General features: G+C 65.6%; 27 protein-coding genes. 11 read left to right on the top strand and 16 right to left on the bottom strand.

All coding sequences use genetic code 11. The annotated features are described in order from the left end of the window. Nucleotides 1-2: 2 nt before the first annotated feature. The 14 genes from AWB80_RS24075 to napE all read right to left on the bottom strand — a co-directional run bounded on the left by AWB80_RS24075 (nucleotide 3) and on the right by napE (nucleotide 11,233). A complete protein-coding gene (locus tag AWB80_RS24075) occupies nucleotides 3-1,043 on the bottom strand; it encodes a tetratricopeptide repeat protein (protein ID WP_061177165.1) in 1,041 nt (346 codons plus the stop codon). Further along, the gene (locus AWB80_RS24070) at nucleotides 1,040-1,432 is read right to left on the bottom strand and encodes a cytochrome c-type biogenesis protein (RefSeq protein WP_061177164.1); all 393 of its coding nucleotides are present in this window, start codon (nucleotides 1,430-1,432) and stop codon (nucleotides 1,040-1,042) included. The genes AWB80_RS24075 and AWB80_RS24070 overlap by 4 nt, the downstream gene beginning before the upstream one ends. Continuing rightward, nucleotides 1,425-1,964, bottom strand: coding sequence for a DsbE family thiol:disulfide interchange protein (locus AWB80_RS24065; RefSeq protein WP_061177163.1), 540 nt, complete (start codon nucleotides 1,962-1,964; stop codon nucleotides 1,425-1,427). The genes AWB80_RS24070 and AWB80_RS24065 overlap by 8 nt, the downstream gene beginning before the upstream one ends. Continuing rightward, nucleotides 1,961-3,937, bottom strand: a complete 1,977-nt coding sequence (locus AWB80_RS24060; RefSeq protein WP_061177162.1) for a heme lyase CcmF/NrfE family subunit — start codon at nucleotides 3,935-3,937, stop codon at nucleotides 1,961-1,963. Before AWB80_RS24060 ends, AWB80_RS24065 begins: the two co-directional genes overlap by 4 nt. After that, a complete protein-coding gene (gene ccmE / locus AWB80_RS24055) occupies nucleotides 3,934-4,389 on the bottom strand; it encodes a cytochrome c maturation protein CcmE (protein WP_061177161.1) in 456 nt (151 codons plus the stop codon). Before ccmE ends, AWB80_RS24060 begins: the two co-directional genes overlap by 4 nt. Continuing rightward, nucleotides 4,386-4,511 carry a hypothetical protein gene (locus tag AWB80_RS45345; RefSeq protein WP_279628668.1) on the bottom strand — a complete coding sequence of 42 codons (126 nt, stop codon included), beginning with the start codon at nucleotides 4,509-4,511 and terminating at the stop codon, nucleotides 4,386-4,388. Before AWB80_RS45345 ends, ccmE begins: the two co-directional genes overlap by 4 nt. Continuing rightward, the gene (gene ccmC, locus AWB80_RS24050) at nucleotides 4,508-5,248 is read right to left on the bottom strand and encodes a heme ABC transporter permease CcmC (RefSeq protein WP_061177160.1); all 741 of its coding nucleotides are present in this window, start codon (nucleotides 5,246-5,248) and stop codon (nucleotides 4,508-4,510) included. The genes AWB80_RS45345 and ccmC overlap by 4 nt, the downstream gene beginning before the upstream one ends. Nucleotides 5,249-5,253: 5 nt before the next feature. Beyond that, nucleotides 5,254-5,922: a heme exporter protein CcmB gene (ccmB, locus tag AWB80_RS24045; RefSeq protein WP_061177159.1), complete on the bottom strand. Its 669-nt coding sequence runs from the start codon at nucleotides 5,920-5,922 to the stop codon at nucleotides 5,254-5,256. Further along, nucleotides 5,919-6,542: a cytochrome c biogenesis heme-transporting ATPase CcmA gene (gene ccmA, locus AWB80_RS24040; RefSeq protein WP_061177158.1), complete on the bottom strand. Its 624-nt coding sequence runs from the start codon at nucleotides 6,540-6,542 to the stop codon at nucleotides 5,919-5,921. The genes ccmB and ccmA overlap by 4 nt, the downstream gene beginning before the upstream one ends. 594 nt (nucleotides 6,543-7,136) lie before the next feature. After that, nucleotides 7,137-7,742: a NapC/NirT family cytochrome c gene (locus AWB80_RS24035; protein ID WP_061177157.1), complete on the bottom strand. Its 606-nt coding sequence runs from the start codon at nucleotides 7,740-7,742 to the stop codon at nucleotides 7,137-7,139. A 9-nt stretch (nucleotides 7,743-7,751) separates the two neighbouring features. After that, the gene (locus AWB80_RS24030; RefSeq protein ID WP_061177156.1) at nucleotides 7,752-8,237 is read right to left on the bottom strand and encodes a nitrate reductase cytochrome c-type subunit; all 486 of its coding nucleotides are present in this window, start codon (nucleotides 8,235-8,237) and stop codon (nucleotides 7,752-7,754) included. 9 nt (nucleotides 8,238-8,246) lie between these two features. After that, complete coding sequence (napA, locus tag AWB80_RS24025) at nucleotides 8,247-10,730, bottom strand: periplasmic nitrate reductase subunit alpha (RefSeq protein WP_061177155.1); 2,484 nt, start codon at nucleotides 10,728-10,730, stop codon at nucleotides 8,247-8,249. Next, nucleotides 10,702-11,040: a chaperone NapD gene (locus AWB80_RS24020; RefSeq protein WP_279628667.1), complete on the bottom strand. Its 339-nt coding sequence runs from the start codon at nucleotides 11,038-11,040 to the stop codon at nucleotides 10,702-10,704. Before AWB80_RS24020 ends, napA begins: the two co-directional genes overlap by 29 nt. Before the next feature lie 34 nt (nucleotides 11,041-11,074). Next, on the bottom strand, nucleotides 11,075-11,233 hold the full coding sequence (gene napE / locus AWB80_RS24015) for a periplasmic nitrate reductase, NapE protein (RefSeq protein WP_061177153.1): 159 nt from the start codon (nucleotides 11,231-11,233) through the stop codon (nucleotides 11,075-11,077). 303 nt (nucleotides 11,234-11,536) lie between these two features. Between napE and AWB80_RS24010 the strand changes: the two genes are divergently transcribed. Together AWB80_RS24010 and AWB80_RS24005 are read left to right on the top strand one after the other, a co-directional pair. Further along, on the top strand, nucleotides 11,537-11,968 hold the full coding sequence (locus AWB80_RS24010; protein WP_061177152.1) for a hypothetical protein: 432 nt from the start codon (nucleotides 11,537-11,539) through the stop codon (nucleotides 11,966-11,968). 92 nt (nucleotides 11,969-12,060) lie between these two features. Continuing rightward, nucleotides 12,061-12,378, top strand: a complete 318-nt coding sequence (locus tag AWB80_RS24005) for an HNH endonuclease (protein ID WP_061177151.1) — start codon at nucleotides 12,061-12,063, stop codon at nucleotides 12,376-12,378. Nucleotides 12,379-12,387: 9 nt separating this feature from the next. Here AWB80_RS24005 and AWB80_RS24000 read toward each other — a convergent pair whose 3' ends face one another. Further along, nucleotides 12,388-12,666, bottom strand: coding sequence for a hypothetical protein (locus AWB80_RS24000; RefSeq protein WP_061177150.1), 279 nt, complete (start codon nucleotides 12,664-12,666; stop codon nucleotides 12,388-12,390). A gap of 509 nt (nucleotides 12,667-13,175) precedes the next feature. Here AWB80_RS24000 and AWB80_RS23995 point away from each other — a divergent pair. Then, nucleotides 13,176-14,234, top strand: a complete 1,059-nt coding sequence (locus AWB80_RS23995; protein WP_061177149.1) for an NAD(P)-dependent alcohol dehydrogenase — start codon at nucleotides 13,176-13,178, stop codon at nucleotides 14,232-14,234. Between the two features lie 9 nt (nucleotides 14,235-14,243). Here AWB80_RS23995 and AWB80_RS23990 read toward each other — a convergent pair whose 3' ends face one another. Then, nucleotides 14,244-15,140 (bottom strand): LysR family transcriptional regulator, encoded by an 897-nt coding sequence (locus tag AWB80_RS23990; RefSeq protein WP_061177148.1) that lies wholly within the window; start codon nucleotides 15,138-15,140, stop codon nucleotides 14,244-14,246. Between the two features lie 100 nt (nucleotides 15,141-15,240). Here AWB80_RS23990 and AWB80_RS23985 point away from each other — a divergent pair, with 100 nt between their 5' ends. From AWB80_RS23985 to AWB80_RS23950, 8 genes are all read left to right on the top strand, one after another. Then, complete coding sequence (locus AWB80_RS23985; RefSeq protein WP_061177147.1) at nucleotides 15,241-16,545, top strand: CitMHS family transporter; 1,305 nt, start codon at nucleotides 15,241-15,243, stop codon at nucleotides 16,543-16,545. A gap of 18 nt (nucleotides 16,546-16,563) precedes the next feature. After that, entirely contained in the window at nucleotides 16,564-17,922 is a 1,359-nt protein-coding gene (locus tag AWB80_RS23980) for an acyclic terpene utilization AtuA family protein (RefSeq protein WP_061177146.1), read from the top strand. Further along, nucleotides 17,909-18,220, top strand: coding sequence for an AtuA-related protein (locus AWB80_RS23975; RefSeq protein ID WP_061177145.1), 312 nt, complete (start codon nucleotides 17,909-17,911; stop codon nucleotides 18,218-18,220). Before AWB80_RS23980 ends, AWB80_RS23975 begins: the two co-directional genes overlap by 14 nt. A gap of 273 nt (nucleotides 18,221-18,493) precedes the next feature. Then, nucleotides 18,494-18,712: a hypothetical protein gene (locus AWB80_RS44640; RefSeq protein ID WP_208635684.1), complete on the top strand. Its 219-nt coding sequence runs from the start codon at nucleotides 18,494-18,496 to the stop codon at nucleotides 18,710-18,712. Between the two features lie 102 nt (nucleotides 18,713-18,814). After that, nucleotides 18,815-21,046, top strand: a complete 2,232-nt coding sequence (locus AWB80_RS23965) for a cellulose biosynthesis cyclic di-GMP-binding regulatory protein BcsB (protein ID WP_061177143.1) — start codon at nucleotides 18,815-18,817, stop codon at nucleotides 21,044-21,046. Then, nucleotides 21,046-23,223 carry a glycosyl transferase family protein gene (locus tag AWB80_RS23960; protein WP_061177199.1) on the top strand — a complete coding sequence of 726 codons (2,178 nt, stop codon included), beginning with the start codon at nucleotides 21,046-21,048 and terminating at the stop codon, nucleotides 23,221-23,223. The genes AWB80_RS23965 and AWB80_RS23960 overlap by 1 nt, the downstream gene beginning before the upstream one ends. After that, nucleotides 23,220-25,643 (top strand): NfrA family protein, encoded by a 2,424-nt coding sequence (locus tag AWB80_RS23955; protein WP_061177142.1) that lies wholly within the window; start codon nucleotides 23,220-23,222, stop codon nucleotides 25,641-25,643. Before AWB80_RS23960 ends, AWB80_RS23955 begins: the two co-directional genes overlap by 4 nt. After that, nucleotides 25,640-26,503, top strand: coding sequence for an alpha-amylase family protein (locus AWB80_RS23950; RefSeq protein WP_061177141.1), 864 nt, complete (start codon nucleotides 25,640-25,642; stop codon nucleotides 26,501-26,503). Before AWB80_RS23955 ends, AWB80_RS23950 begins: the two co-directional genes overlap by 4 nt. The last annotated feature ends 87 nt before the right edge of the window (nucleotides 26,504-26,590 follow it).

Genomic DNA, 26,590 nt, shown 5'->3' with positions numbered 1-26,590 from the left:
ATTCAACGGACGACATCGGCGATCGTCACGTCGATGACACCCGCTTCCTTCGATGACACCGGCCCGCTCGATCCCGTCAGATCGCCCGTCGCGGGCCGTGCGTTTCCCGCCGCCGACACGCGCGCTTCGATGCTGATGCGCGCGAAATTCGAGAGACGGCGGCTCGGCGTCATCGACATGGAATCGTCCAGACGCACGCTTGCGGGCAACTGGTTCGCGCTCAGGCGCTGTACGGCGAGCGGCATGCGCGATCCATCATCGGCGAGTGCGTAGACGAAGACGGTATCCGTCGGGCGCACGCGCTTTTCCAGTTCCGGACTCAAACGCACGCGGACTTCGACCGAAGGCACGCTTACCTTTGCAGCAAGCGCCCGCGTCTCGTCGATATTCCTTTGCGCCTGCTGCGCGATTTGCGGCGCGAGATCCGGCACCTTGCTCAGTCGCTCCCAGAACTGAATGGCGCTCGCGTAATCGCGCCGGTCGAACGCGGCCGATGCGGCCAGCGCGAGCGCTTTCGGCTGATCGGCGTCGAGCGCGAGCGCCGCATCGATGACTTTCAGCGTCGCGTCGTTCAGATCGCCACCGTTTGCGCTCGCCATCGCGTCGGCGTAATCGGCGAGCAGTTCCGCGTCGCGCGGGTTCAGCGCCACGGCGCGCTGATACGCCTGCGTCGCATCGCCGGGGCGGTCGAGCACCATGTACGAGCGGGCGAGCATCGCCCAGCCTTGTGCGTCGTTCGGGTCGGCGCGCAGGCGTGCGGCGAGGCGGCTGACGGCGGCCTCCATCGAGGCGGGCGCGTCGGCGTGTTCGCCTGTCGATGGCATCGGCGCGGTCTGGATCGCGAGCGCGGCCGGATCGCCGATGCGCATGTAAAGCGTGAGCGCCGATGCAGGCACGAGCGCGATCAGCAATCCCGCCAACGCCGCGTGACGCGAACTGACCGCGTGGCCGCGTTCGTGCGCGGGCACGCGCAAAAGCGGCGGCACGACGCATGCGAGCGCGCCGAGCAACATCGTGGCGACGATCAGCCAGAACGCGGTCATCGGCTCATGCTCCTTCGACGTCGCGCGAATCGGGCGCGGCGGATATGCAGCGCCATCGCAAGCGCGCCCGCCGCGAGCACGGCAAACGGCCCGAACCACAGCGCCCATGTGACCGGCTTCACCGGCGGGCGATACAGCACGAAGTCGCCGTATCGACGCACCATGTACGCCTGAATCTGCTCATCGCTCGCGCCTTGCCCGACCTGCTCGCGAATGCGCGCGCGCAGATCGGCTGCGAGTTCCGCGTTCGAATCGGCGAGGCTCTGGTTCTGGCACACCACGCAGCGAAAGTGCTCCGCGAGATGGCGCGCGCGTTCGTCGTCGGGTGTTTCCTGCGCGTGCGCGCATGTCATGCACGCAAGGAGTATCAACGCATGTCGGCTAATCATGCGCGCTCTCCTTTTGCAGCTTGCCGACGAGCGGCACGATCACGCCATCGAGCGACGCGCGCGTGAGCGGTCCCGCCTGCCGGTATCGCACCACGCCCGCGCGATCGATGACGAAGGTTTCCGGCACGCCATACACGCCGTAATCGATGCCGGTGCGGCCGTCGCGATCGACGAACGACGTCACGTACGGATCGCCCGCCGTCTCCAGCCATTGCAGCGCGGGCGCGCGCTCGTCACGATAGTTCAGGCCGTACACCGGCGCCGCGCCGCCCGCCGCGAAGTTCATGAGAACGGGATGCTCGTCGCGGCACGCCTCGCACCACGACGCCCACACGTTCAATATCCACACCTGGCCGCGCAACGCGTCCGACGACATCGTCTGATTCGATGCATCGAGACGCGGCAGATCGAACGCGGGCGCAGGCTTGCCGATCAGCGCCGATGGTAACCGGCGCGGATCGTGGCGCAGCCCGGCCGCCAGCACCGCGACGAGCAGCCCGAACACGACGAGCGGAATCAGGAAGCGCTTCATCGCCCAGTCTCGCCCACGGTTTGCGACGGCTTTGCGACCATCGACACGGCGGCGCGTGGCTGCGGCGCGCGCTGCTTCGCATAACGCCGGTCCGCCGCCGCGAGCAGGCCGCCGAGCGCCATCAGCACGCAGCCGCCCCAGATCCAGCGCACGAACGGCTTGATCTGGATGCGCACGGTCCACGCGTTCCCGCCCGATGGCCGATCGAGCGCGACGTAGAGATCGCGCAACACGCCGTGATCGATGGCGGCTTCCGTCGTCGGCATATTGGAGACGAGAAACTCGCGCTTCTCCGGATGCAACGTCGCGATCACACGGCCGTCACGCGTCACGGTGAGCGTGCCGCGTGTGGCGCGATAGTTCGGACCGTCGATCGCGCGGACCTCGTCGAGACGAAACCGATAGCCGCCCGCATCGACGCTCTCGCCGGGCGCGAGCCGCGCATCGCGTTCGATGGGAAAACCCTTCACCATCGTCACCCCGACGATGAACACGCCGACGCCCCCATGCGCGAGCCACATGCCGATGGTGCCGGGCCGCACGCGACGCCCGCCTCTGACGACGCGCCCGATCACGCTTGTCGCGATCGTCGCGAAGGTCCAGGCGGCGAGCGCAAAGCCGAGGCTCACGAGCGGACGTGATGGCCCAAACAGCCCAGGCAGGAACGCGCTAACGACACTCACGAGCGCAGCCCAGCGCAACCGCACCGCAAGCTCGGGCAGCCGCGCGGCCTTCCAGCGCGCGAGCGGGCCGACGCCCATCAGGAAGATCGCGGGCGTCATCAACGGGACGAACACGCTGTCGAAATACGGTGCGCCGACGGAAATCTTGTCGAGATCGAGCGCGTCGAGGATCATCGGATAGAGCGTGCCGAGCATCACCGAAGCGGCGGCCACCAGCATCAGCAGATTGTTCGACAGCAGGAGCGACTCGCGCGACACCGCTTCGAACCCGACCGCCGATGCCGCGCGCGGCGCACGCCAGGCGAACAGCACGAGGCCGCCGCCCGAGAACAGCGCGAGCAGCGCGAGGATGAACACGCCGCGCGTCGGATCGGAGGCGAATCCGTGCACCGAAGTCACGACGCCCGAGCGCACGAGAAACGTGCCGAGCAGCGAAAGCGAGAACGCGCAGATCGCGAGCAGCGCGCTCCACGCGCGGAACGCGCCGCGCTTCGCGGTGGCGGCGAGCGAATGGATCAGCGCGGTGCCGACGAGCCACGGCATGAACGACGCGTTCTCGACCGGGTCCCAGAACCACCATCCGCCCCAGCCGAGTTCGTAATAGGCCCACGCGCTGCCGAGCATGATGCCGAGCGTGAGGAACATCCACGCGGCGAGCGTCCATGCACGCGACGCGCGCGCCCACGCGGCATCGAGTTTGCCTTCGAGCAGCGCGGCGATCGCGAACGCGAACGCCACCGAAAAGCCGACATAGCCCATATACAGCAGCGGCGGATGAATCACCATGCCGGGGTCCTGCAGGAGCGGATTGAGATCGCGGCCGTTCATCGCGGGCGGCATGATGCGCGTGAACGGATTCGAGGTCAGCAGCATGAACAGCAGAAAGCCCGCGTTGATCCCGCTCATCACGCCGTGCACGCGCGCCGCGAACGGCAGCGGCAGCCGTTTGCCGAAGGCAGCGACGGCGATCATCCAGAGCGTCAGCAACAACACCCACAGCAGCAGCGAGCCTTCGTGTCCGCCCCAGACCGCCGTGAAGCGATAAATCGCCGGCAGCGCCGAGTTCGAATTCCCGACGACATAGATCACCGAAAAATCATTGCCGAGAAACGCCGCCGCGAGACAGCCGAACGCGATCGCGACGAAGCCGAACTGCCCGAACGCGGCGGGCGCGGCGACGCGCATCCATCGTTCGATGGAGAAACGCGCGCCGAGCATCGGCACGATGCCCGCGACGAGCGCGAGCAGCATCGCGAGAATCAGCGCGAAGTGGCCGAGTTCGACGATCATCGGCGCGTTCCGGCGTTCGCGTCCGCAGACGCGCGGACGTCGCGGAGCGCCCGTTCCACTTGCGGTGGCGTGTATTTTTCGTCGTGCTTCGCGAGGACTTCGTCGGCGTGGAATCGGCCATCGGCGCCGAGCGTGCCTTGCGCCACGACACCGCTGCCTTCGCGAAACAGATCGGGCAGCGCGCCCGTGTAGGTGACGGGCAGCGACGCGCGCTCATCGGTGACGACGAAGCGCACCGTGCGGCCATCGGCATCGCGCACGAGCGAGCCGCGCTCGACCAGCCCGCCGAGCCGGAAGCGCTGCGTGCGCGTCTCTTCATGCGCGACGATCTGGCTCGGGCTGACGAAAAACATCACATTGGCGCGAAACGCATTGAGCACGAACGCGCACGCGAGGCCCGCGCTCGCGACGCCGAGCGCGATGAACGCGAACCGGCGATGACGCGCTTTCATCGGCGCAACCCACGATGCACGAGCCACGCTTGCGCGCCCATCAGCAAAAAGGTGAGTGCGAGCGCGGCCGAGAGAATGGGATTCGCGGCGAGCATCGCCAGGACCGATTCGAACGTGTTCATGCGGCGCGCTCCTCGATTCGCGATGGCGCTTCGCCCGCCGGCACGCGCTCGGCCGCCCGCATGATGACGCGCACGCGCGCGAGCGACACCGCGATCGCATACGACCAGAATCCCGCCGACATCACGACGATGCCCCATGCCATCGACTTTTCCATCGCCACGCCGCTGCCGAAACCGAGCGACGGCCCCTGATGCAGCGTGTACCACCATTGCACGGAAAAATAGATGATCGGGATGTTCACGACGCCGATCAGCGCGAGCACCGAGCACGCGCGGTCGGCGCGGCGCGTGCCGTCGATGGCCGCGTGCAGCGCGATGAAGCCGACATAGAGGAAGAACAGGATCAGCTCGGAGGTCAGCCGCGCGTCCCAGACCCACCAGGTGCCCCATGTCGGCTTGCCCCACAGCGCGCCGGTAATCAGCGCGATCGCGGTGAAGAGCGCGCCGGTCGGGGCGAGCGCGCGGGCCATCATCGCGGAGAGACGGGTGTGCATCGCGAGATGGAGCGCGCCGTACGCGGCCATGACGAGATAGATGAACATCGACATCCACGCTGCGGGCACATGCACGAACATGATGCGGTAGATGTCGCGTTGCAGCGCATCGGCGGGCGCGATGGCGAGGCCGATGACGAGCCCCGCCGCGACGAACACGACCGACGCCCACGCGAACCACGGCGTCGCGCGCGCGGCGAAGCGTTCGAAGTGGCGCGGCGACGCGAAACGGAATGCGTTCATGGCGGCTATTCCATCGAGATGCGAAGGGCCGCGGCGCTGGCCCACGGACACAGCCAGAGCGCAACGCACAGCGCGGCCGCGAGCAGCGAGAAATTCGCGTTCGCCCACGCGGCGCTCGCGGCGGGACTGGCCGCGCCGACCCCGAACACGAGCACCGGCACGTAGAGCGGCAGAATCAGCAACGCGAGCACGACGCTGCCGCCGCGCACGCCGAGCGTGAGCGCCGCGCCCATCGAACCGATCAGCGAAAGCAGCGGCGTGCCGATCAAAAGCGACGCCATCAGCATGACGATGGTGCGCGCATCGAGCCCGTATTCGAGCGCGACGACCGGCGCGAGCACGACGAGCGCGAGGCCCGTTGTGATCCAGTGCGCGACGATCTTGCCGAGCACGATGCCCGCGAGCGGCTGCGGCGAAAGCAGCATCTGTTCGAGCGCGCCGCTCGCGAAATCGTTGCTGAAGAGCTGGCCCGCCGACAGCAGCGCCGCGAACAGAGCCGTGACCCAGAGCACGCCCGGCGCGATCGCATGCAGGAGCGTTGGATCGGGACCGATGCCGAGCGGAAACAGGCTGGACGCCAGCACGAAGAACAGCAGCACCGAAAGCGTCACGGTGCGCGAGCGCCAGTTGAGGATCAGTTCGCGCCGGATCACCTGGAGCGTCAGCGCGATCATGCCGCGCTCCGTTCGAGATGCAGATGCCGGGTGCGCGCGGCATCGACGGGAAGCGGGCGATGTGTCGTCGCGACGAGCGTGCCGCCTTCGCGCAGATGATCGTCGATGCACGCGGCGAACCAGCGCGCGCCGGCGTCGTCGATGGCTTCGGTGGGTTCGTCTAGCAGCCACAGCGCCTTGCCCGCGAGCACGAGACGCGCGAGCGCGACGCGCCGCCGCTGCCCTTGCGACAGTCGATTCAGACGCGTGTACATGAGCGGCAGGACGCCGGCGCGGTTCAGCACGTCGCGTTCGTCGATGCGCGCCGCGTGCGCGCCGAGCAGGGCGGCGAAGCGAAGATTTTCCGTGACGGTCAGTTCGCCGTTGAAGCCGTCGGCGTGGCCGATATACGCGAGGTCGCGCCTGAAGCGAGCGGGATCGTCGCGCACGTTCATGCCGCGCCAGGACACGTCGCCGGCGGCGGGCGGCAACAGTCCCGCGAGCGCGGCGATCAGCGAGCTCTTGCCGCTGCCGTTCGCGCCGTGAATGAGCAGCGCCGCGCCGCCATCGACGCGAAAATCCACGCCGGCCACGATGGTGCGGCTGCCGCGCATTACGTCGAGTTGCCGGGCGCTGAGCATCGATGTTTCCTCTCGGTCGATGGCGTCGTTAGAGCGTGTTGTTCGCCTGGGCTTCTATGGATGGCCTGTATACGTGTCGGTTTATTGGTGTTGCCCCTGTGCGGGGCGGCAGTCACTTTCTTTGCTGCTGCAAAGAAAGTAACCAAAGAAAGCAGCTCTCCCCATCCGGAACGCTTCAAGCCGGCCGCGGCACGGGCGAACGTATAGGGCACAGCAGTAGCGAGTGCCCTCATAGACCCCCTCGGGCGTGGACCGCGCACGGTCTGCCCCATCGCACCACAAAACAGACTGGTTCAGCATGAAATGGCTCCGGCCCGCTTCGCGGTCGACCGGTCAATCGGGAATGCGCACACTTCCTTACTAAGCGACCCATACCAATGGTTTCCCTTGCACACCCAGCGGCAGCGCGCAGCGCCGTGCCGGAACTCTTTTGTGCTGAACCAGCGCGCTCAAAGTCATGGCTCGGCAGACCGTGCGCGGTCCACGCCCGAGATGGCCTTTGAGGGCACTCGCTAGCCCCGCACAGGGGCAACACCAATAGACCGAAACGATCACGGGATCCGGCAAACGGTTTGCACCCGCCCCGGCCCCCATTCACTTGCGCTTGCTCTTCTCCATTTCCTCCGCCTTCACCATGTTCGGCAATTCATGCGCAATGCCCTTGTGGCAATCGATGCAAGTCTTCTCGCCCGTCTCCAGAAAGCGCTGATGCGCCTCCTGCGCGCGCGGACTCTGCCGCGTGAAATCCATGTACTGGAACGAGTGGCAATTGCGGCATTCGAGCGAATCGTTCGCCTTGAAGCGCGCCCATTCGTGTTCCGCGAGTTCGAGCCGCTTGTCGAGAAACTTCTCGCGCGTATTCACCACGCCGAAGATCTTCGCCCACACTTCCTTCGACGCCTGCATCTTGCGTGCGATCTTGTCGGTCCACTCGTGCGGCACGTGGCAGTCCGAGCACTTCGCGTGCACGCCCGTGCGATTGCTGAAGTGAATCGTGTTCTTCAGCTCGGCATAGGTGTTGTCGCGCATCTCGTGACAGCCGGTACAGAAGACTTCGGTGTTGGTGAGTTCCATCGCCGTGTTGAAGGCGCCCCAGAAGATCACGCCCGCGACGAAGCCGCCCAGCGTCAGAAAGCCGAGGCTGTAATACAGGCTCGGCCTTCGGATGGTGATCCAGTAGCGCTTGATGAGTTCGCGCATGATGGTCGCTTATTTCTTTTGGCTCTTGGATGTAGGCTGCTGCTTGATATCTTCGACCGCGACGAACGTATTGCCGATGAGCAGTTTGGCATCGGCCTGCGGCACATGGCACTGCGTGCAGAAGTAGCGTCGCGGCGACAGATGCCCGGACACGAGGCCATCGCGATCGATGTAATGCGACACCGCGACAGGCACCGCGCCGCTCTCTTCGGCGCGGCTGCGCGCGTGGCAGGCGAGGCAGCGGTTGGCGTTCTTGTCGAGCTGATAGTTGTCGATCTTGTGCGGGATCGTCGGCGGCTGCTGCGCGTAGTTGAGGCCGCGTATCACGTCCTTGTTCTCGGTCGGCGCGATGAGCGGCGCCTTCGGTTCTTCGTTGAGCGGCGTCGTGCCGCGCAAGGAATCGTGGAACGGCAGAACGGGGACGGTCGGCTGCGCGATCGCAAGCGCGGCCAGCGCGACCAGCGATGCGATGATTACGGCGAAGAACGTGCGCATAACGTGCTCCTAGACCCGGACGATCCTGACCGCGCACTTCTTGAAGTCGGTCTGGAAGGAGATCGGATCGGTGGCGTCGAGCGTCACTTTGTTGATGAGCTGACTCGAATCGAACCACGGCACGAACACGAGCCCGCGCGGCGGCTTGTCGCGGCCGCGCGTCTCGATGCGCGTGCGCATTTCGCCGCGCCGCGATATCACGCGCACTTCGACGCCGCGCCGCACGCCGAGCGCCTTGGCGTCATCGGGATGCATGAAGCACACCGCATTCGGAAACGCGCGATAGAGCTCGGGCACGCGACGCGTCATCGATCCCGAGTGCCAGTGTTCGAGCACGCGCCCGGTCGCGAGCCAGAACGGATATTCCTTGTCCGGCGATTCGGCGGGCGGCTCGTAAGGCAGCGCGTAGATCACGGCGCGGCCGTCGGGATTGCCGTAGAACTGCCAGTCCGCGCCGGCTTTCACGTACGGATCGGAACCTTCCTTGTAGCGGCGCAGCGTTTCCTTGCCGTTCACTACCGGCCAGCGCAGCCCGCGCGCCTGATGATACGAATCGAAGGGCGCAAGATCGTGGCCGTGGCCGCGACCGAAACTCGCGTATTCCTCGAACAGACCTTTCTGGATATAAAAGCCGAACGCCTTGGCTTCGTCGTTGCGATACTTCGCGTCTTCCTGCGACGACGGGAATTTATCGACCTGGCCATTGCGATACAGCACGTCATAAAGCGTCTTGCCCTTGTATTCCGGCTTCTTCGCGATGAGTTCCGGCGGCCACACTTCCTCGACCTTGAAACGCTTCGAGAACTCGACGATTTGCCAGAGATCGGAGCGCGCGTCGCCAGGCGCGCTGACGAGCTGATGCCAGAACTGCGTGCGGCGTTCCGCGTTGCCGTACGCGCCTTCCTTCTCGACCCACATCGCGGACGGCAGGATCATGTCGGCGGCGACGGCCGTGACGGTCGGATAGACATCGGATACCACGACGAAATTCGACTCCTTGCGATACCCCGGCAGCCCTTCGTTGTTGATGTTCGCGCCGGCCTGCATGTTGTTGTTGACCATGACCCAATAGGCGTTGAGCTTGCCGTCGCGCAGCATGCGGTTCTGCAGAACGGCGTGAAAACCCGGCTTGTCGGGAATGGTTCCCTCCGGCAGCTTCCAGATGTGCTCCGCTTCCTCGCGATGCTTCGGGTTGGTCACGACCATATCGGCGGGCAGCCGATGCGAAAACGTGCCGACTTCACGCGCCGTGCCGCACGCCGACGGCTGGCCGGTCAGCGAGAAGGGGCTGTTGCCCGGCGTCGAGATCTTGCCCGTCAACAGATGCAGGTTGTAGACCATGTTGTTGGCCCACGTGCCGCGCGTGTGCTGGTTGAAGCCCATCGTCCAGAACGATACGACTCGCGTCTTCGGGTCCGCGTACAACTGCGCGAGCTGATCGAGCTTGTTCTTCGGCACGCCCGAGAGTTTCGTCACGTAAGCCGCGTCGTAGCGCGACACGAACTTCGCGAATTCGTCGAAGTTGATCGGCTGAGAGCCGTTCGGATCGCCGGCGTTCTTCGCCGCCTTCTGCAGCGGATGATCGGGCCGCAATCCATAACCGATATCCGTGTTGCCCTTCTTGAACACCACATGTTTGTCGATGAACTCGCGGTTCACCTTGCCGTTCTTGATGATGTAGTTCGCGATGTAATTCATGATCGCGAGATCGGATTGCGGCGTGAACACGATGGTTTCGTCGGCGAGATCGAACGAGCGATGTTCGAACGTCGAGAGCGTCACGACGCGCACGTTCGGGTCCGCGAGCCGCCGGCCAGTGACGCGCGTCCACAGCACCGGATGCATCTCGGCCATGTTCGAGCCCCACAGCACGAAGGCATCGGTTTCCTCGATGTCGTCGTAGCAGCCCATCGGCTCGTCCATGCCGAAGGTGCGCATGAAACCCGTGACGGCGGAGGCCATGCAGTGCCGCGCGTTCGGGTCGAGGTTGTTGCTGCGAAAGCCCGCCTTCATCAGCTTCACGCCGGCATAGCCTTCCCATACGGTCCATTGCCCGGAGCCGAACATGCCGATGGCGGTCGGCCCTTTCTCTTTCAGCACGCGCTTGAACTGCTCGGCCATCACGTCGAACGCGGTGTCCCACGAGACGGTCGCGAACTCGCCGGTCTTGTCGAACTTTCCGCCTTTCATGCGCATGAGCGGCGTCGTGAGCCGGTCCTGTCCGTACATGATCTTCGACAGGAAATAGCCCTTCACGCAGTTGAGCCCGCGATTGACTTCGGCTTGCGGGTCCGCCTGCGTCGCGACGACCCGGTTGGCCTTCACGCCGACGACCACGCCGCATCCCGTGCCGCAGAAGCGGCAGGGCGCCTTTGACCAGGCGATGTCGTCGCTCTGCGCGATGGCTTCCATGCCGGGCAGCGTGATGCCCGCGGAGGCGGCCGCCGTGGTGGCGGCCGTCTGCTTAATGAACGCGCGACGAGTCAGTTTCATCGGCGATATCCTCGCTGAGCGAATCGGCATGCTCGTGATGCTGATAGACGAGCGCGATACTCACGACATCGGGTATCGACTGCACCGCATGCAATTGATCGGCGACCCGCGATGAGCTGTCGCCTTCGAGCGTGACCACGAGCTTGCCGTCGACGCTGGACCCGTGCACCTGCGCGCCGGGCATCGCGGCGAGCGTCTGCATGACGCGATCCAGGGCTTCTATCCGGGCGTATACAACGACCCCGGCGACGTGGAACTCGCAAGACTCTTCGGTCTTATCGTCGAAGCGATCGTGGCTATCGACGGGCATGAGCTCCATTTAATTGAAATAATCGCGACGCTCGTTAATGATGTGGCGGTCCGCCAATCAGCATTTGATAGAACCAGACCGCGAATCCGTAAGCGGCAATGATCATGACCGTGAGCACCGGAACCATTACGACGGTCAGAAACAGAAAGCTGCGCAACTCTTCGGATTTCCGTATTTCGTCGTTCTCATCCATGGGGCGCGTCAGATCTCTTGGCATTGTGGGATGGCCAGCACCAAAGATGACTCCATTGTTGGTATATGGAATGCATCTTTTCAAGGCCAAATTAGCAGGCCCGCGATGCCGCTTGTGCAATGGTTGATTAATTGCGTTTGCTCCCGCTCGGCGGGCATCGTTTCGATTCTGAAAACGCATTACCGGGAATGGCGCGAAACGCCGTGTTGCAAATTCCCGATAGCGCTTTCGCTTTGTTCCGAAATTCAGCCGTCGTCGGGCTGTCTAGAATGCCGGCAACTTCACTATCGCGCATCAGACATCATGCCGACCAAGCTTGAATTCACGACCCCGGAAGGGCGCATCGCGCTCACTATCAGCGATGCTCAATTCATGGCCTACGACGCAGGCGAAGTCGCGTTGCAGTCGACGCGCGATTTCGTCGAGCGCATGCGGTCGATGGGTCTCGGCGAACTGGCGGAACGCCATGCGAGTCTGCTCGCGCAGAACCAGGTCTCGGTGATGGAACTGCGTGAAGCGCGCGAGGATGCCGAAACCCTGCTCGGGAGCGAGCAGGAGCGCGGCGTGATCGCGCAGCGGCTCATGCCGCGGCTGGAAGCATTGCGCGAGACCATCACGCAAACGCAAGCGGACATGCGCGCGAGCGTCGAGCGGCTGGCCGCGCTTTCGGCGGCGTGTCATCGCGCGTTGCATCAGGTGCCGGGTTATCGGCCACCCGCGCGCGCGCAGCGATAAGCGAAAAAACTTCGGTGTATTGAACAAGCAGACGATCCGGCACGTCTTCGAAAGACGAGGCGTACACTCGAAAGCATCAAACGAGGATCGCGATGGCGAAGCCTACACCCGAGCCGTGGTATCACCCGCCGCAGGAAGAAGTCTGCGCGCTGTGCGGGCGCGCCGTGCCGTCCGCGGAGCGCGATCTGCATCATCTCGTGCCGAAGTCGCAGGGCGGCAGGCAGACGGCGGTGCTGCATCGCATCTGCCATCGGCAATTGCATGCGCTCTTCAGCGAGAAGGAACTTGCGCAGCGCTACTCGTCTGTCGAAGCGCTGCTGGCGCATGAGGCGGTGCGCAGTTTCGTCGATTGGGTGCGCACCAAGCCGGACGGCTTCTATCAACGCACACGGCGCGCGCGTTCGCGCTGAACGCGTATCTCACTGCGCGCACGATACCTCGCACCGTTGCGCCGTCATGCCGAAACGCTGCTGGATGAAATTCTCGACGACGAGATAGAGATCCGCCTCGCGCGGCCTCGTTCCCCAGCGGCTGTTGCCCGCCACCGACGCCACCGTGAACCACGAATGCGGTGGAAACAGTTCGACGCGCAGCATGCCGCGTTCGAGGATTCTGAGGCGCCCCGTATCGATATGAAACTCGGCGCTGACCGCGCCCCCCGGCATGTCGATGCTCACCGTGATCGCCTTCGCCTTCATGGTCTCGCTCTCTCAAAGTGCCCGACGCCGGGAGCGTGCGTGCCGCACGGCGTCCCGCCGCCCGTATGAACCGGAAAGAGGGGCGCCGGGCGCGCGAGCCGCCCGGCGCCGCGCGAAAAGATTCGTCGTCTCCGCGCGCATGACAACCTTAATGCGCCTGACGCCGTCGAACAATCCTGCTTTGGCAGGGAGCCGACAGAGGGGCACGATTGTCAAATTCTCCAGCGACGCGTTCATGCGGTCCTTTCGAAGGGCATAATCGCGGCCGTCGTTTCGGCAGAGTTCTTTTAGTAGGCATACAGTACTGACGTTGCGCGTTGCCGCCGAAATACCGGCGACATCGGCAAGTCACTCGCAACGCGTGCGGAGCATGACGGCGAACGTTCGCCGCCGCACACAAAACAACCAACCTGCATTTCATATCGGCCGCGCGTGTTCCCCACGGGAGCAAGCGGTGAGCAAGCGCCGATCCTGTTCACGAGATTCGAATCAAAGAGGAAAGCACAATCATGCTGAAAGCGTATTCCTATGCAGCATCCGCAGCCGACAAACCGCTCGGCCCGCTCGAAATCCAGCGCCGCGATGTCGGTCCGAACGATGTGCGCATCGACATTCTGTTCTGCGGCGTGTGTCACTCGGATCTGCACATGGCGAAAAACGAATGGGGCGGCTCGAATTATCCGGTCGTGCCGGGTCACGAGATCGTCGGGCGCGTGGTCGAGGTCGGCGCGGACGTGTCGAAGTTCAAGGTCGGCGAACTTGCGGGCGTTGGCTGCATGGTCGATTCATGCCGCGTATGTGAATCCTGTAAGGAAGGACTGGAGCAGTTCTGCGATGGTCCCGCGAGTTTCACCCAGACCTACAACTCGCCGGATGCCAAGTCGGGCGGCGTGACGTACGGCGGCTATTCGACGGCCATCGTCGTCGATGAGGCGTTCACGCTGCGCATCCCTGAGAACCTGGAACTCGCGGCGGTCGCACCGTTGCTGTGCGCGGGCATCACGACGTATTCGCCGCTGCGTCACTGGAACGTGCAGAAGGGCCACAAGGTCGGCGTCGTGGGTCTGGGCGGTCTCGGTCACATGGGCGTGAAGATCGCCGCCGCGATGGGCGCGCATGTCGTGCTGTTCACGACATCGCCGGGCAAGAGCGAGGACGCGAAGCGCCTCGGCGCGCATGAAGTCGTGATCTCGAAAGACCCGGATCAGATGGCGGCGCACGCCAACAGCTTCGACTTCATCCTGAACACGGTGGCCGCGTCGCACGATCTCGACCAGTTCATGGCGCTGCTCAAGCGTGACGGCACGATGACGCTCGTCGGCGCGCCGGAGCATCCGCATCCGTCGCCTTCGGTGATGAACATGATCTTCAAGCGCCGCTCGCTCGCCGGATCGCTCATCGGCGGAATCGCGGAAACGCAGGAGATGCTCGATTTCTGCGGCAAGCACGGCATCACGTCCGACATCGAGATGATTCGCATGGACGAGATCAACAAGGCTTACGAGCGCATGCTGAAGAGCGACGTGAAGTATCGCTTCGTGATCGACATGGCGACGATGGAAAAGTAAGCGCGCCGATCAGCGGGGCGCGTTCATCGTCGCGCGCATGCGTTCGACGAAGCGCTCCGTCACGGCGGGCAAGGTCCTGCCGCGCTTCTTCACGATGGCGATCGGCCGCGCGAACGCCGCATGGTCGATCGCTTTCACCACGAGCCCAGGTTCCGCGCGCACCTCGCGCGCGGTTTCCGGCAAGATCGTCACGCCCAGACCGCCGCGCACCATCGCGACGGCGGTCATCATGTAAGTCGGTTCGCAGGCGATATCGAGCGCTTCGCGCGTTTCGCTGAGCGCCGCGTCGACGACCGCGCGCACGCTCGTGCCCGGCGCGGTGAGCACGAGCGGCGAGCGCGCGAGATCGGCTAAGCTCACGCGGCGCTTCTTCGCCAGCGCATGGTCCTTCGGACAGACGGCCACGAGCCGGTCCACGCCTGCGTGCAGCACTTCGAGCAAAGGATCGAGCACCTCGCCGCCGGTCAGTCCGATATCCGCTTCCTCGTTGCGCACGAGCGCATTCACGGTGCTCGCCACCACATCGCGAATCTGAAAGACGACGCGCGGCACGTCCCGCTTCATGCCGATGATCAGTTCGGGCAACGCACTCGCCGCGAAGGTCGGCAGGCACGCGATGCGGATCGTGCCGCTTTCTCCCTCGCCCATCGCGCGCGCATCGCGCAGCACGTTCTCCATGTCGCGCAGCGACTTGCGCAAGAGCGGCAGCAACTCGCGCCCGGTCGGCGTGAGCGCGACATTGCGGCTATTGCGATCGAACAGGCGCGCGCCGACCGCGTCTTCCAGCCGGCGTATCTGCACGGTGAGCGCGGGCTGCGACAGATGCAGCCGCTCAGCCGCACGCGTGAAGCTGCCCGCTTCGGCCACGGCGACGAGTGCGCGGATGTCGCGAAGATTGAGATCCATTATGGTTCGTGATAGCTGCGATCAAATCATTTCAATTGTGTTATCGCCGCTTCGAACTTACTCTGAACCCCATCAAAAGACAATATTCGGAGACACGTTCATGCTGCCGTTACTCGGCCTGGCCACCATCGTCGTCCTGCTCGGGGCGATACTTTCCAAACGCATGTCGCCGCTCGTCGCGCTCATCATCGTGCCGATCGCGGCGTCGCTGATCGGCGGCTTCGGCTTGCAGACGAGCAAATTCGTCATCGACGGATTGAAGAATCTCGCGCCCGTCGTCGGCATGTTCGTGTTCGCGATTCTTTATTTCGGCACCATCACCGACGCAGGCACGCTCGATCCGATCATCGACCGCATCCTGCGCGCGGTCGGCACGAAGCCCACGCGCATCGTGATGGGCACGACGCTCCTCGCGCTGCTGATCCATCTCGACGGCTCCGGCGCGGTCTGCTTTCTCGTGACGATTCCCGCGATGCTGCCGCTCTACGATCGCCTGAACATGGACAGGCGCGTGCTGGCGGCGGCGGTGTCGATGGCGGCGGGCATCAACTTCCTGCCGTGGACCGGGCCGATGATCCGCGCGTCCGCGTCGCTGCATCTGCCGATTTCGGCGCTCTTCAATCCGCTGATTCCGGTGCAGGCGATCGGCCTCGCGTTCGTGTTCGGCATGGCGTGGTGGCTCGGCCGCCGCGAGGAAAAGCGTCTGGGCTATTCGAGCGCGAACGGCGCGATTCCCGTGCCCAAGCGCGAACTCACGCCCGAGGAACAGGCGCTGCGCCGCCCGAAGCACTTCTGGTTCAACATCGTGCTGACGATCGTCGTGCTCGGCACCATGGTCGTGATGGGCGAGAAGATTCCGCCCGCGATCATGTTCATGGTTGGCCTGTGCATCGCGCTGATGGTGAATTACCCGAACGTCGACATGCAACGCAAACGCATCGACGCCCACGCGCGCGCCGCGCTGATGATGGCGGGCATTCTGCTCGCGGCGGGCGTGTTCACCGGCATCATGCAGGGCAGCGGCATGCTCAAGGCGATGGCGCAGGCGGCCGTCGGCTTCGTGCCGCCCGCGATGGCCGGACATATTCCGGTCGTACTCGGCCTCGTGTCGATGCCGCTTTCCATGCTCTTCGATCCCGATTCGTTCTATTTCGGCGTGCTGCCGGTGATCGCCGAAGTGGCGTCGCAACTCGGCGTGCCGGCGGTGCATGTCGGACAGGCCGCGCTGCTCGGCCAGATGACCACCGGCTTTCCCGTGAGCCCGCTCACGCCCGCGACGTTTCTGGTCGTCGGGCTGTGCGGCATCGATCTCGCGGATCATCAGAAGTTCACGTTCCCGCTGCTGTTCGGCGCATCGATCGTCATGACGATCGCGTGTGTCGTGCTCGGCGTGTTTCCGCTTTAATCCAGAACGGACGAAGTCATGAAAGACACCATCAGAATCGGCGCGGGCGCGGGCTATTCGGGCGACCGCATCGAGCCTGCCGTTGAACTCGCCGAACACGGCGCGCTCGACTATCTCGTGTTCGAATGCCTCGCCGAACGCACGATCGCAATCGCGCAGCAGGCGCGCCGCAACGATCCGGACCACGGCTACGACCCGCTGCTCGAAGCGCGCATGCGCGCCGTGCTGCCGGTCGCGGCGAAGCACGGCGTGCGCATCATCTCGAACATGGGCGCGGCCAATCCCCGCGCGGCGGCGTGCAAGACCGCGCAGATCGCGCGCGAACTGGGCCTGCACGGACTGAAGATCGCCGCGGTCAGCGGCGACGACGTGCTCGATGTCGTCCTTCGTTCGCCGCTGCGTTTCGAGGAATCCGGCGACGATGTCGGCGCGTACGCCGAGCGCATCGTGTCGGCGAATGCGTATCTCGGCGCGGCGCCGATCGTCGCGGCGCTCGCGGCGGGCGCGGATATCGTGCTGACGGGGCGTGTCGCCGATCCGTCGCTGTTCACGGCGCCGCTCATCCACGAATTCGGCTGGTCGATGGACGACTGGAACACGCTCGGGCAGGCGACTGTCGTCGGTCATCTGCTCGAATGCGCGGGGCAGGTAACGGGCGGCTATTTCGCCGATCCCGGTTGCAAGGACGTCGGCAATCTCGCGCGTCTGGGCTTTCCGATCGGCGAGGTGAGCGCGGATGGCTCGGTCGTCGTGACGAAGGTCGCGCACGCGGGCGGATGCGTGACCGAGGCCACATGCAAGGAACAACTGCTGTACGAGATTCACGATCCGGGCCGATACTTCCAGCCCGATGTCGTCGCGGATTTCACGCAGGTGCGCGCGGTGCAGGAGGCGCAGGATCGTGTGCGCGTGACGGGCGGACGCGGCAACCCGCGCACCGATACGCTCAAGGTCTCGGTCGCTTACGCGGATGGCTACATCGGCGAAGGGCAAATCTCCTACGGTGGACCGAACGCGGTAGCGCGGGCGCGGCTGGCGCTGGACATCGTGCGCGAACGCCTCGCGATCACGGGCGTCGACACGAGTGAACTGCGCTTCGACCTGATCGGCGTGAACGCGCTCTATGGCGACACGCTCGGCGCACGACGGGACGATCCGTATGAAGTGCGCGTGCGCGTCGCGGGCCGTACATCGAGCGCGAAGGAAGCGGCGCGCATCGGCAACGAGGTCGAGACGCTCTATACCAACGGACCGGCGGGCGGCGGCGGCGTGACGAAGGCGACGCGCGAAGTCATCGCCGTGCAATCCGTGCTGCTCGCGCGCGAGCATGTGAATCCGGTGTTCGAATTCGTGGAGGCAAGCGATGAAACTGCGTGAACTGGCACACGGCCGCACCGGCGACAAAGGCAATACGCTGAATGTCTCGGTGATCTGCTTCGATGCGAAGCACTACGCGCAATTGCGTGAACAACTCACGCCCGAACGCGTGAAGGCCCATCTCGCCGATGTCGTGAAAGGCGAAGTCGTGCGCCACGAACTGCCGCTACTGAACGCGTTCAATTTCGTGCTGGGCCACGCGCTCGGGGGCGGCGTCACGCGTTCGCTCGCGCTCGACGCGCACGGCAAGTCGATAAGTTCGGCGCTGCTCGATATCGATATCGACGCGATTTCGTAGGAAGAAAGCGCCCGCTCGCATAGGGTTCGCGATGTCGCCCCATATCTTGGGATGTCTAACTGGTTAGGTAAAAAGAGCCGCTCGAAGCTGGACAAAAACTCGCCAAACGCTCGTATAAAGCTCTCGTTAGACTTTTTTACATTTTAGTTGGAGGGTGGTCCTAAACGTCTGAATACAATCGATTTGTTACGAATTGAGCAGTCGCCGGGACCCATGAACACGAAGCGAAAAACGAGACTTTCCATTTTCGGGGCGCCGCCCGAAGCCATCAAGATGGCATCCCTCCTCAAGGCGTTGGCAGCGGAACCGGACGTGCGTTCCGTGGCGTGCGTGACCGGCCGGCATCGCTCGATGCCGCAGCACGCGTCGCTCGTCCTCACCGATCCGGACGGCGTCGCGTCGCTCGCGGGCCGTCCCTTCGAAGCATTCAATCCTGCGACGCCGCGCGCAATGAAATCTGCGACGCGCGTCGTGCGCGAGGCATTCGCGTAGGCACCCGGCATCCTGTTTCACGCAACCGGGGCTAAACGCGCGCGATGTGCTCATTCCTTCGCGGCCATCCCGTCTCGTTGCGTCAATTTCGAGTCACTCAACTTGCTCAACGACATCATCGACCGGCGCGGCCTGCGTGCCGTGCTGGCTTCACTCTTCACGTGCGCGGCGCTCCTGGCGGGCCTCCAGGATGTCGCCCTCGGCGCCACGACGGACACGCCGGGCGCTATCGAGCGCCTCGGCCTCGATGTGCCGGAGACGCGCACCGTGACCTTGCGGCAACTGGGCCTGCTCGAAAGCGTGACGCTCAATGCGCCCGAGACGCGCCGCGAATTCTTCCTGCCCGTGCCCGCCGGCGTGCCGATCAGCGACGCCACCTTGCAATTCGACGGCGGCTACGTGCGCGGCGACGGCGGCCGGGTGACCATGCTCCTTTCCCTCGACGGCGCTCCCGTGCTGGCGCGTGCGTTCACGCAGGATGCGGGCGGCGTGTCCGTGAATCTCGGCGTCGATGCCGCGGCGCGATCGGCCGGCTTCGTGCGCCTGGGTCTCGGCTTCGCGTCGGTGATCAGCCAGAGCGAGTGCGCGGATCAGACGGCCATCGGCAACGTGCTGCGCGTCGATCCGACCACGCGTCTCACCTTCCGCTTCAATCCCGCCGATGTGCAGGATCTGCGCACCGCATGGAGCGCGCTGCCCTATGCGCCGGTGCTCGCGGTGTCCGGCCGCAAGCTGTCGACGAATGCATTCGACACCGCCTGGCGCACCGACGCGCTGTTGCAACGCGACGGCAAGCGCCCCGTGATGCAGACGCTGCCGGCCGTGGGCGACACGGTGGATCTCACGGGCATCGACGTGCCCGCGGCGTTGCGCAGCGTGCCGGCCTTCGGCGCACTCGCTGCGGGCGGCAAGCATGCCATCGCGGATCAGGCGGAACTGGGCGCGCTCGTCGCGCTCGGCGCGCGCGCGGCGTTCGGTCCGGATGTCGTCGTCACCGACGAAACGATGCGCAAGACCATCAACGGCGCGCTCGACGCGCTGCGCGCGCAAGTCGCGAACACCTCGGGCGAGGCGCTCGCCGCCTTCGACGCATGGCGCAAGCGCACGGCCTCGCAACTGACGGCGCAGCTCGCCCCGGGTGAAGTGCGCGTCGCGCATGTCGGCGGGCGCGCGATGATCGTCGTCGGCGACCCGCGCGGCATCGGCGCGCTCGCGCAGGGCTGGCGTCCGATCGACGTATCGAACCGCGTGATCGTGCATCGCATCGATACCGCGCAGCAGACGCGTGGCGACACCATCGCGCTGTCGGAGCTGGGCGGCGATCCGCGCAGCATCGACGTGCAGACCGCCGCATCGTGGAATGCGCGTTTCGATCTCGCGGCGGCATCGGGCAACGGCCGGCTGCCGGAGCAGGTCGTGCTCGACCTCGCCGCCTCGCCGACGCTCTCCAACGGCGGCGCGACCGCCACCGTGTATCTGAATGACGTGATGATCGGCGCGAAGCTGATCAACGTCGACGGCGCGCGTCAGCGTCTCGTCGCGCCGATTCCGCGCTACGCGCTCGCGCGCACCAACGATCTGCGCGTGACCTTCCGCCGTCAGCCCGACGGCGGCTGTCAGGCGCGCCAGACCTATCCGGTCGCGGTGCTGCCGTCGAGCCATCTGCGTCTCGCCACGGCCACGCCGGACAACACCTTCGCGGGCATGGCGGCGCGCTATGCGTCGTCGGCCACCGTGTATGTGCCGCGCGCCTGGCTCGACGATGCCCTGAACAGCGTACCGCGCCTCGCCGTGCTGACCGGCGCGGCGGGCATCGCGCCGGTATCGGCGAAGTTCGCGGTGAGCAACGCACAGGACGCCGCGCAGCCCGATGGCCCGTTCCTCGCCGCCGATGTCCGGCTCGCCGACGAGAAGAACCCCGCCGTCTATTCGGCCGAGCATCTTTCGCTGAGTTCGCCCGCGGGCGATACGCTGCTCGACATGTCGGGCCTGTCGCGCGTCGCGGTCGTGAGCGTGGCGAGCGCGGGCGGGCAGAGCGGGGTCGTGTATCGGTCGGCGGGCGCCGCGCCGGTTCTCACCGACCGGCTGCAACTCTCGCGCGGCAATATCGCCGTGGTCGACGGCAGCGGCGTGCTGAAGCAGTTCGACACCGTGAACCCCGAAGAGATGACCGACGAGCCCGCATCCAGCAACGACTGGGTGACGCGGCACTGGGCGCGCTGGGGCATTCCGGCCGTGCTCGTCGTGCTGCTGCTCGCGCTGATCGCGCTTGCCGGTAACGCGCGCCGCCGACATCGCAACCGACGCGCCCGCGACGACGAGGATCGCGTGTGATGCTGGAGACGCTTAGGTGGTACGGCGAGATCCTGCTCGCCGATTACTACCAGGGACTCGAATACGTGGCCGCGACGGTCGCGGCGATCATCCTGCTTTCGAGCCTGGACGATCTGTTCATCGACGCCTGGTACTGGACGCGGAAGTGCTGGCGGCGTGTGACGGTCGAGCGCCGTTACGCGCCGCTCACCGTCGAGCAACTCTATGCGCGCGAAGAGCAGCACATCGCGATCATGGTGCCCGCGTGGCACGAGCACGACGTGATCGCCGCGATGATCGAGGATCTCGTGCGCGTGCTCGACTATCGCGCGTACACGGTGTTCGTCGGCACGTATCAGAACGATGCGGCGACGATCGCCGAAGTGGAACGCATGCGGCATCGCTACAAGCATCTGCATCGCGTGGAAGTGCCGCACGACGGCCCGACCTGCAAGGCCGACTGCCTCAACTGGCTCGTGCAGGCGATCCTGCATTACGAGTTCGAGGCGGGCATCGAGTTCGCGGGTATCGTGATGCACGACAGCGAGGACGTGCTGCATCCCGTCGAGCTGAAGTTCTTCAACTATCTCCTGCCGCGCAAGGACATGATCCAGTTGCCGGTGGCGTCGCTGGAGCGGCACTGGTTCGAGCTCGTCGCGGGCACCTACATGGACGAGTTCGCCGAATGGCACGCGAAGGATCTGGTCGTGCGCGAGAGTCTGGCGGGCGCGGTGCCGTCGGCGGGCGTGGGCACCTGCTTCTCGCGCCGCGCGATCCTCGCGCTCGTCGAAGAGACGCAGCATCAGCCGTTCAACACCGAAAGCCTCACTGAAGATTACGACATCGGCACGCGCATCACGCGGCTCGGCATGCAGTCGATCTTTCCGCTCTTTCCGGTCGAATTCACGACGCGTCGCAAAGGCTGGTTCGGCCTCGGCCGCGAGCGCGAAATCAAACTGACGATGCCGCTGTGCGTACGCGAATTCTTTCCCGATACCTTTCGCACCGCGTACCGGCAGCGCGCGCGCTGGACGCTCGGCATCGGCTTGCAGGGCTGGGCGCTGACCGGCTGGAGCGGATCGCTCGCCAACCGCTATCTGCTGATGCGCGATCGCAAGGGCGTGGTGACGGCGTTCGTCGGCATGCTCGCGTATCTGCTCGCCGTGCAGTTCATGCTGTTCGCCACGGCGTCGTATTTCGGTCTCGCGAGCGACTTCTTCCCGTCGCCGTTCATCGATTCACGCTGGCTGCAGTTTCTGCTCGCCGCGAACTCGGTCGCGCTCGTGCTGCGCGTCACGCAGCGCATCGTCTTCACGACGCGGCTCTATGGCTGGGAGCACGGTGTGCTCGCGGTGCCGCGCATGGTTATCGGCAACGTCATCAACTTCATGGCGGTGGCGCGCGCGTGGCGGCTCTTCATCGTGCATATGGTGACGGGGCGGCGGCTCGCGTGGGACAAGACGATGCACGATTTCCCCAGCAACGAGGGCCTGCGCGATACGCGTCAGGATCTCGGCGAACTGCTGGTCTCGTGGCAGGCGATCGACCCCGAACGGCTCGAAGAAGCGCTGCGAACCGATCACGCGCGCGAGGCCCCGATCGGGCGCGTGCTCGTCACGCGCGGCTGGCTCGACGAGGAAACGCTCGCCGAAGCAATCGCGTTTCAGGCGGACCTGCCGCGCAGCCGTTTCGAGGCCGCGCGCATGGACCTGACGACCGTCGCCACGCCTGAGACGCTCGTGCGGCTGCGCGCGCTGCCGCAGGGCGTCGATGTGAACGGTCACGCCGTGTTCGTCTGCGCGAGCCTGCTCGACGACGTGTCGCTCGCCGAATTGCACGCGGCGGCGGGCCGCTCGGTCGCGCTGCATATCGTGCGCGAAAGCGAGATCGCGGGCGGACTGCGGATGCTGCGCGCGGTCGGCATGCCCGTCTATGCCGGCGACGGGGACGAGGAAGCGTCGCCGTCGCTCGCGGATGCGACCGCCGCGCGCGGCGTGCCGCTCGTCGGCGACATCATGATCGAGATGGGCCTCGTCACGAGCAGCGCGTTCGAGACCGCGTTGCGCAACTACCGGCCGGAGCGGCACGGGCGTATCGGCGATTACATGGTGGCGGAGCAGGTCATCACGCCCGATGCGCTGACCGTCGCGATCGCGGAGCAGCGGCGCCGCTATCTCGCGCGGGCCGGGATTCGATGACGCGGCGCTTGCGACTCGCCGTGTGGACTGCCGCCGCGTTGTGCGCCTCGGGGGCAGCCCGCGCCGACGAGACCTTGCCGCTGCCGCTCGCCGGCGCGGCGTATCGCGTGGCGCGCGAAGCGTTCGCGGCCTACGACGCGCATCGATATGCCGAAGCCATCGCCGGCGCGCGCGAGGCGATTCGCCAGCGGCCGGATGTCGCGGAGTTGCGTCTGCTGCTGGCCAATGCGCTCGCGGCGCGCGGGCGTCTGAAGGACGCGAGCCGTGCGCTCGCCGACGCCATCGCGCAACTTGGTCCGCTGCCCGCGCTGACGGCGCGGCGCAGGCAGATCGACGTGCTGATCGCGTCGGGCGGCGCGGGCGGCGTGCCGGGCGATCTGCCGGAACCGGCGCTGAAGGCGGCGCGCGCGGCGTATCGGTCGTATGCGCGCAAGGACTACGCGGCTGCGGTGGCCGAAAGCCGTGAAGCGGTGCGGCTCGCGCCGCAGGCCGAGCGCTTGCGCTATCTGCTGATCGATTCGCTCGCCGCATCCGGCGACGATCTCGCCGCCTATGACGCCGTCGCCGACGCATCGAAGCGCTTCGGCGAGCGTGACGGCTTGCGCGAGCGGCAACGCTTCATCGGCGACAGACTTGCGCCGGCGGCGTCGAAAGCGGCGTATGCGGCGCGCGAGCGAGGCGATATGGACGCGGCGCAAAGGCTCGCGCAACAGGCGGTCGCGTATGCGCCGGAGCGCAAGGATTTTCGCACGCAGCTCGTCGAGATACTGTTCGCGCGCGGCGATTTCGCGGGCGTGGAGACCACCACGAGCGATGCCATCGCGCTCGATCGCGACGATACGCTCGCGTGGACCTTGCGCGGCTATGCGCGCGCGGCGCTCGGACAAGACGCCGGCTTCGCGCAGGCGCTGACGCTCGCCGCATCGACCGATGCAGCCGACGAACGCCGATACCGCGATGCCCGCGTGGCGCGCACGATCATCGCCGATGTGCGGCTCGCGCAAGGCAACCCGCAAGCGGCGCTCGACGCGCTGCCGCCCGTCGCAACACAGACTCCCGATGACGCCGACGCCGCGATCACCTTGCGCCGCCATCGCGCGCAAGCCATGTTGCGCATGGGCGCGGCGCAAGCGGCGCAAATCGATCCGCGCGCGCGCCCGACCTTCGAGTGCCGCGAAGATTCGTTCGGCGCTTCCTGCGATGTCTATGCGCACGATCCCGCGCTCGCCGCGACACGCGAAGCGCGTCTTGCGGAACGGCGCGGCGATCGCGGCGCGGCGATCGGCTACTGGCGCACGGCGATCGCCGAAGTGCCCGACGATCCGCAGCCGCGCATCGCGCTGATCGATGCGCTCGCGGCGACGGGCCGCACACGCGAGGCGTCGGGCGAAGCGCGCGCGTTGATCGATGCGAACCTGCTCGACTCGATGACCGACACGCAGGCCGCGTTCATCGCGCGGCGCGCGGGCGACAGCGCGCTCGCGCTGAACTACTTCGCGCGCGCCGAGCGCGACGGCAAGCTGTCCGCATCGGCGCAAGCGGACGCGGGTTATGCGGCGCTCAGTCTGCATCGCAATGAAGAGGGCGCGAAGTATCTGGAACGCGCAATCGACCACGGCGCAAGCGCGCCTGCCGACGACGCGCTCACGCCCGAAGCACTGAACGACGCGCGCGCGGCCCACGCCGAAGCGACGCGCAACTGGGGCTTCAGCGCGACCGTGAACTATCGCGGCAACGGCGCGCAGCAAGGCTTCGCGTTCGCGCCGACGCCCGGTTTGTCGAACAACTGGCAGGCGGGCGCGGAAGCGTACTGGCGTCCGTTCGGCAGTCTCGGCGACCGCATGTTCGAGGTGTATGCGCGCGGCTACGAGAACTTCGGCGTGCAGGGCGACGGGCCGTCGGGGGCATCGACGTTGCAGGCGGCGATCGGCGCGCGCGTGAAGCCGTTCGCATCGGTCAATGCGATTTTCGCCGTCGAAAAGATTCTGCCGATCGGCTCGGACGTGCGCTCGGACTGGCTCGTTCGCGCGGCGTATTCCAATGGTTTCGGCGACACGCGCCGGCTCGACGTACCGAGCTGGTGGACCGGCACGGTGTACGGCGAAGCGGGGCATTACATCGAGAACGATTCGACCTACGCGACCGCGAACGCGCGTCTGGGCCGCACGTATCGGCTCGATGCGCTGAGTCCGCGCCTGACGGTGTTTCCGCATGCGGTCATCGGCATGGACTACGATTCGGCGATCGATCACAGCGTGCCGGTGGGCGTCGGCGCGGGCGTGGCGGCGCGTTACTGGTTCCGTGGCGGTCCGTACGATGCGCCGCGGTCGTTCGTCGATGTGTCGGTGCAATACCGGTTTCGCGTCGCGGGCGATGATCGCGCCAAAGGCGTGTTCTTCGGTGCGGTATTCTCGTACTGATGTCTTCCCTGATCTCCGTTCTCGTCATCGCGTGCTGCCTTGCGTGCGCTCCGGTTTCGGCGCATGCCGATGCCGCGCGCGCGCGTGCGCATCTCGTCGACGGCATCGTCTGGCAGCCCGACAACGCGCATGCCGATCCGCACGGCGACTGGGACAGGCTCGGCGCGCATGAGCTGATCGTGCAATGGACGTCTGTCGATGGCATATCGTTCGTGCCGGGCGCGGGATTGCGCGCGGCGGCGCGCATGCCCGACTGGGAGCGCATCGGGCAGGAGCCGTGGGCGCGCGATGTGATCGTCGGGCTCGCCGGGCGCTTCGACGAAGCGGCGGCGCGTGCGAATGCGGCGCAACTGTTCATCGAATCGATGCGGCTCGCGGAGGTTCATCCGCCCGTGCATGTGACGGGATACTACTTTCCCGTGGAGATCGATCCGACCTGGCAGAACGCGAGCGCGTTGCGCACGATGCTCGATGCGTTGCCCAAGCCGTTGTGGGTCAGTGTTTATGACCGCGCGAATGTCGGCGGCGCGGCGATTGCGGAATGGCTGGATCAATGGTTGCCGCGTGATGTGGGCGTGCTGTTGCAGGATGGATGCGGGGTGTATGCGCGTGAGCCGCGCGTCGCTCGGGAGTATGCGGATCAGCTTGCGGCAAAGCTGGGGCGGCATCGGGTGAGGATCATCGCGGAGGCGTTTCGTCCGCAGGTGGGCGGGGGGTTTCGCTCCGCGACGGTGGAGGAGCTGAAGCCGCAGATCGATGCTTATCGGGGGTATCGGACGTATCTCTTCGATGGACCGCATTATGTGTCGGCGGATGTTGTGCAGGGGTTGGTTGATGCGTATTCGTTCGTGCGCAAGTGATAGGCTGATACGTTCGGTTTGTTCCTGAAGAAGATCGGTAGGCTTTCGCCGAATCTGGCATTCGCGTTAGGTTCTGCGCCAAGTTTC

The organism is Caballeronia pedi (assembly GCF_001544915.2).
GTDB classification, from domain to species: Bacteria; Pseudomonadota; Gammaproteobacteria; order Burkholderiales; family Burkholderiaceae; genus Caballeronia; species Caballeronia pedi.
This window is presented reverse-complemented; position numbering and strand designations above follow the sequence as displayed.

What these genes read in the sequence shown, in the direction of transcription:
- AWB80_RS23985 (WP_061177147.1), top strand. Translation starts at nt 15,241, where the DNA reads ATGCTGCCGTTACTCGGCCTGGCCACCATCGTCGTCCTGCTCGGGGCG.
- ccmC (WP_061177160.1), bottom strand. Translation starts at nt 5,248, where the DNA reads ATGAACGCATTCCGTTTCGCGTCGCCGCGCCACTTCGAACGCTTCGCC.
- napA (WP_061177155.1), bottom strand. Translation starts at nt 10,730, where the DNA reads ATGAAACTGACTCGTCGCGCGTTCATTAAGCAGACGGCCGCCACCACG.
- AWB80_RS23980 (WP_061177146.1), top strand. Translation starts at nt 16,564, where the DNA reads ATGAAAGACACCATCAGAATCGGCGCGGGCGCGGGCTATTCGGGCGAC.
- AWB80_RS24065 (WP_061177163.1), bottom strand. Translation starts at nt 1,964, where the DNA reads ATGAAGCGCTTCCTGATTCCGCTCGTCGTGTTCGGGCTGCTCGTCGCG.
- AWB80_RS24000 (WP_061177150.1), bottom strand. Translation starts at nt 12,666, where the DNA reads ATGAAGGCGAAGGCGATCACGGTGAGCATCGACATGCCGGGGGGCGCG.
- AWB80_RS23990 (WP_061177148.1), bottom strand. Translation starts at nt 15,140, where the DNA reads ATGGATCTCAATCTTCGCGACATCCGCGCACTCGTCGCCGTGGCCGAA.
- AWB80_RS24060 (WP_061177162.1), bottom strand. Translation starts at nt 3,937, where the DNA reads ATGATCGTCGAACTCGGCCACTTCGCGCTGATTCTCGCGATGCTGCTC.
- ccmB (WP_061177159.1), bottom strand. Translation starts at nt 5,922, where the DNA reads ATGATCGCGCTGACGCTCCAGGTGATCCGGCGCGAACTGATCCTCAAC.
- AWB80_RS24035 (WP_061177157.1), bottom strand. Translation starts at nt 7,742, where the DNA reads ATGCGCGAACTCATCAAGCGCTACTGGATCACCATCCGAAGGCCGAGC.
- ccmE (WP_061177161.1), bottom strand. Translation starts at nt 4,389, where the DNA reads ATGAAAGCGCGTCATCGCCGGTTCGCGTTCATCGCGCTCGGCGTCGCG.
- AWB80_RS24020 (WP_279628667.1), bottom strand. Translation starts at nt 11,040, where the DNA reads ATGCCCGTCGATAGCCACGATCGCTTCGACGATAAGACCGAAGAGTCT.
- AWB80_RS24075 (WP_061177165.1), bottom strand. Translation starts at nt 1,043, where the DNA reads ATGACCGCGTTCTGGCTGATCGTCGCCACGATGTTGCTCGGCGCGCTC.
- AWB80_RS23995 (WP_061177149.1), top strand. Translation starts at nt 13,176, where the DNA reads ATGCTGAAAGCGTATTCCTATGCAGCATCCGCAGCCGACAAACCGCTC.
- AWB80_RS23955 (WP_061177142.1), top strand. Translation starts at nt 23,220, where the DNA reads ATGACGCGGCGCTTGCGACTCGCCGTGTGGACTGCCGCCGCGTTGTGC.
- AWB80_RS44640 (WP_208635684.1), top strand. Translation starts at nt 18,494, where the DNA reads ATGGCATCCCTCCTCAAGGCGTTGGCAGCGGAACCGGACGTGCGTTCC.
- AWB80_RS24005 (WP_061177151.1), top strand. Translation starts at nt 12,061, where the DNA reads ATGGCGAAGCCTACACCCGAGCCGTGGTATCACCCGCCGCAGGAAGAA.
- napE (WP_061177153.1), bottom strand. Translation starts at nt 11,233, where the DNA reads ATGGATGAGAACGACGAAATACGGAAATCCGAAGAGTTGCGCAGCTTT.
- AWB80_RS24010 (WP_061177152.1), top strand. Translation starts at nt 11,537, where the DNA reads ATGCCGACCAAGCTTGAATTCACGACCCCGGAAGGGCGCATCGCGCTC.
- AWB80_RS23975 (WP_061177145.1), top strand. Translation starts at nt 17,909, where the DNA reads ATGAAACTGCGTGAACTGGCACACGGCCGCACCGGCGACAAAGGCAAT.
- AWB80_RS24070 (WP_061177164.1), bottom strand. Translation starts at nt 1,432, where the DNA reads ATGATTAGCCGACATGCGTTGATACTCCTTGCGTGCATGACATGCGCG.
- AWB80_RS45345 (WP_279628668.1), bottom strand. Translation starts at nt 4,511, where the DNA reads ATGAACACGTTCGAATCGGTCCTGGCGATGCTCGCCGCGAATCCCATT.
- ccmA (WP_061177158.1), bottom strand. Translation starts at nt 6,542, where the DNA reads ATGCTCAGCGCCCGGCAACTCGACGTAATGCGCGGCAGCCGCACCATC.
- AWB80_RS23960 (WP_061177199.1), top strand. Translation starts at nt 21,046, where the DNA reads ATGCTGGAGACGCTTAGGTGGTACGGCGAGATCCTGCTCGCCGATTAC.
- AWB80_RS24030 (WP_061177156.1), bottom strand. Translation starts at nt 8,237, where the DNA reads ATGCGCACGTTCTTCGCCGTAATCATCGCATCGCTGGTCGCGCTGGCC.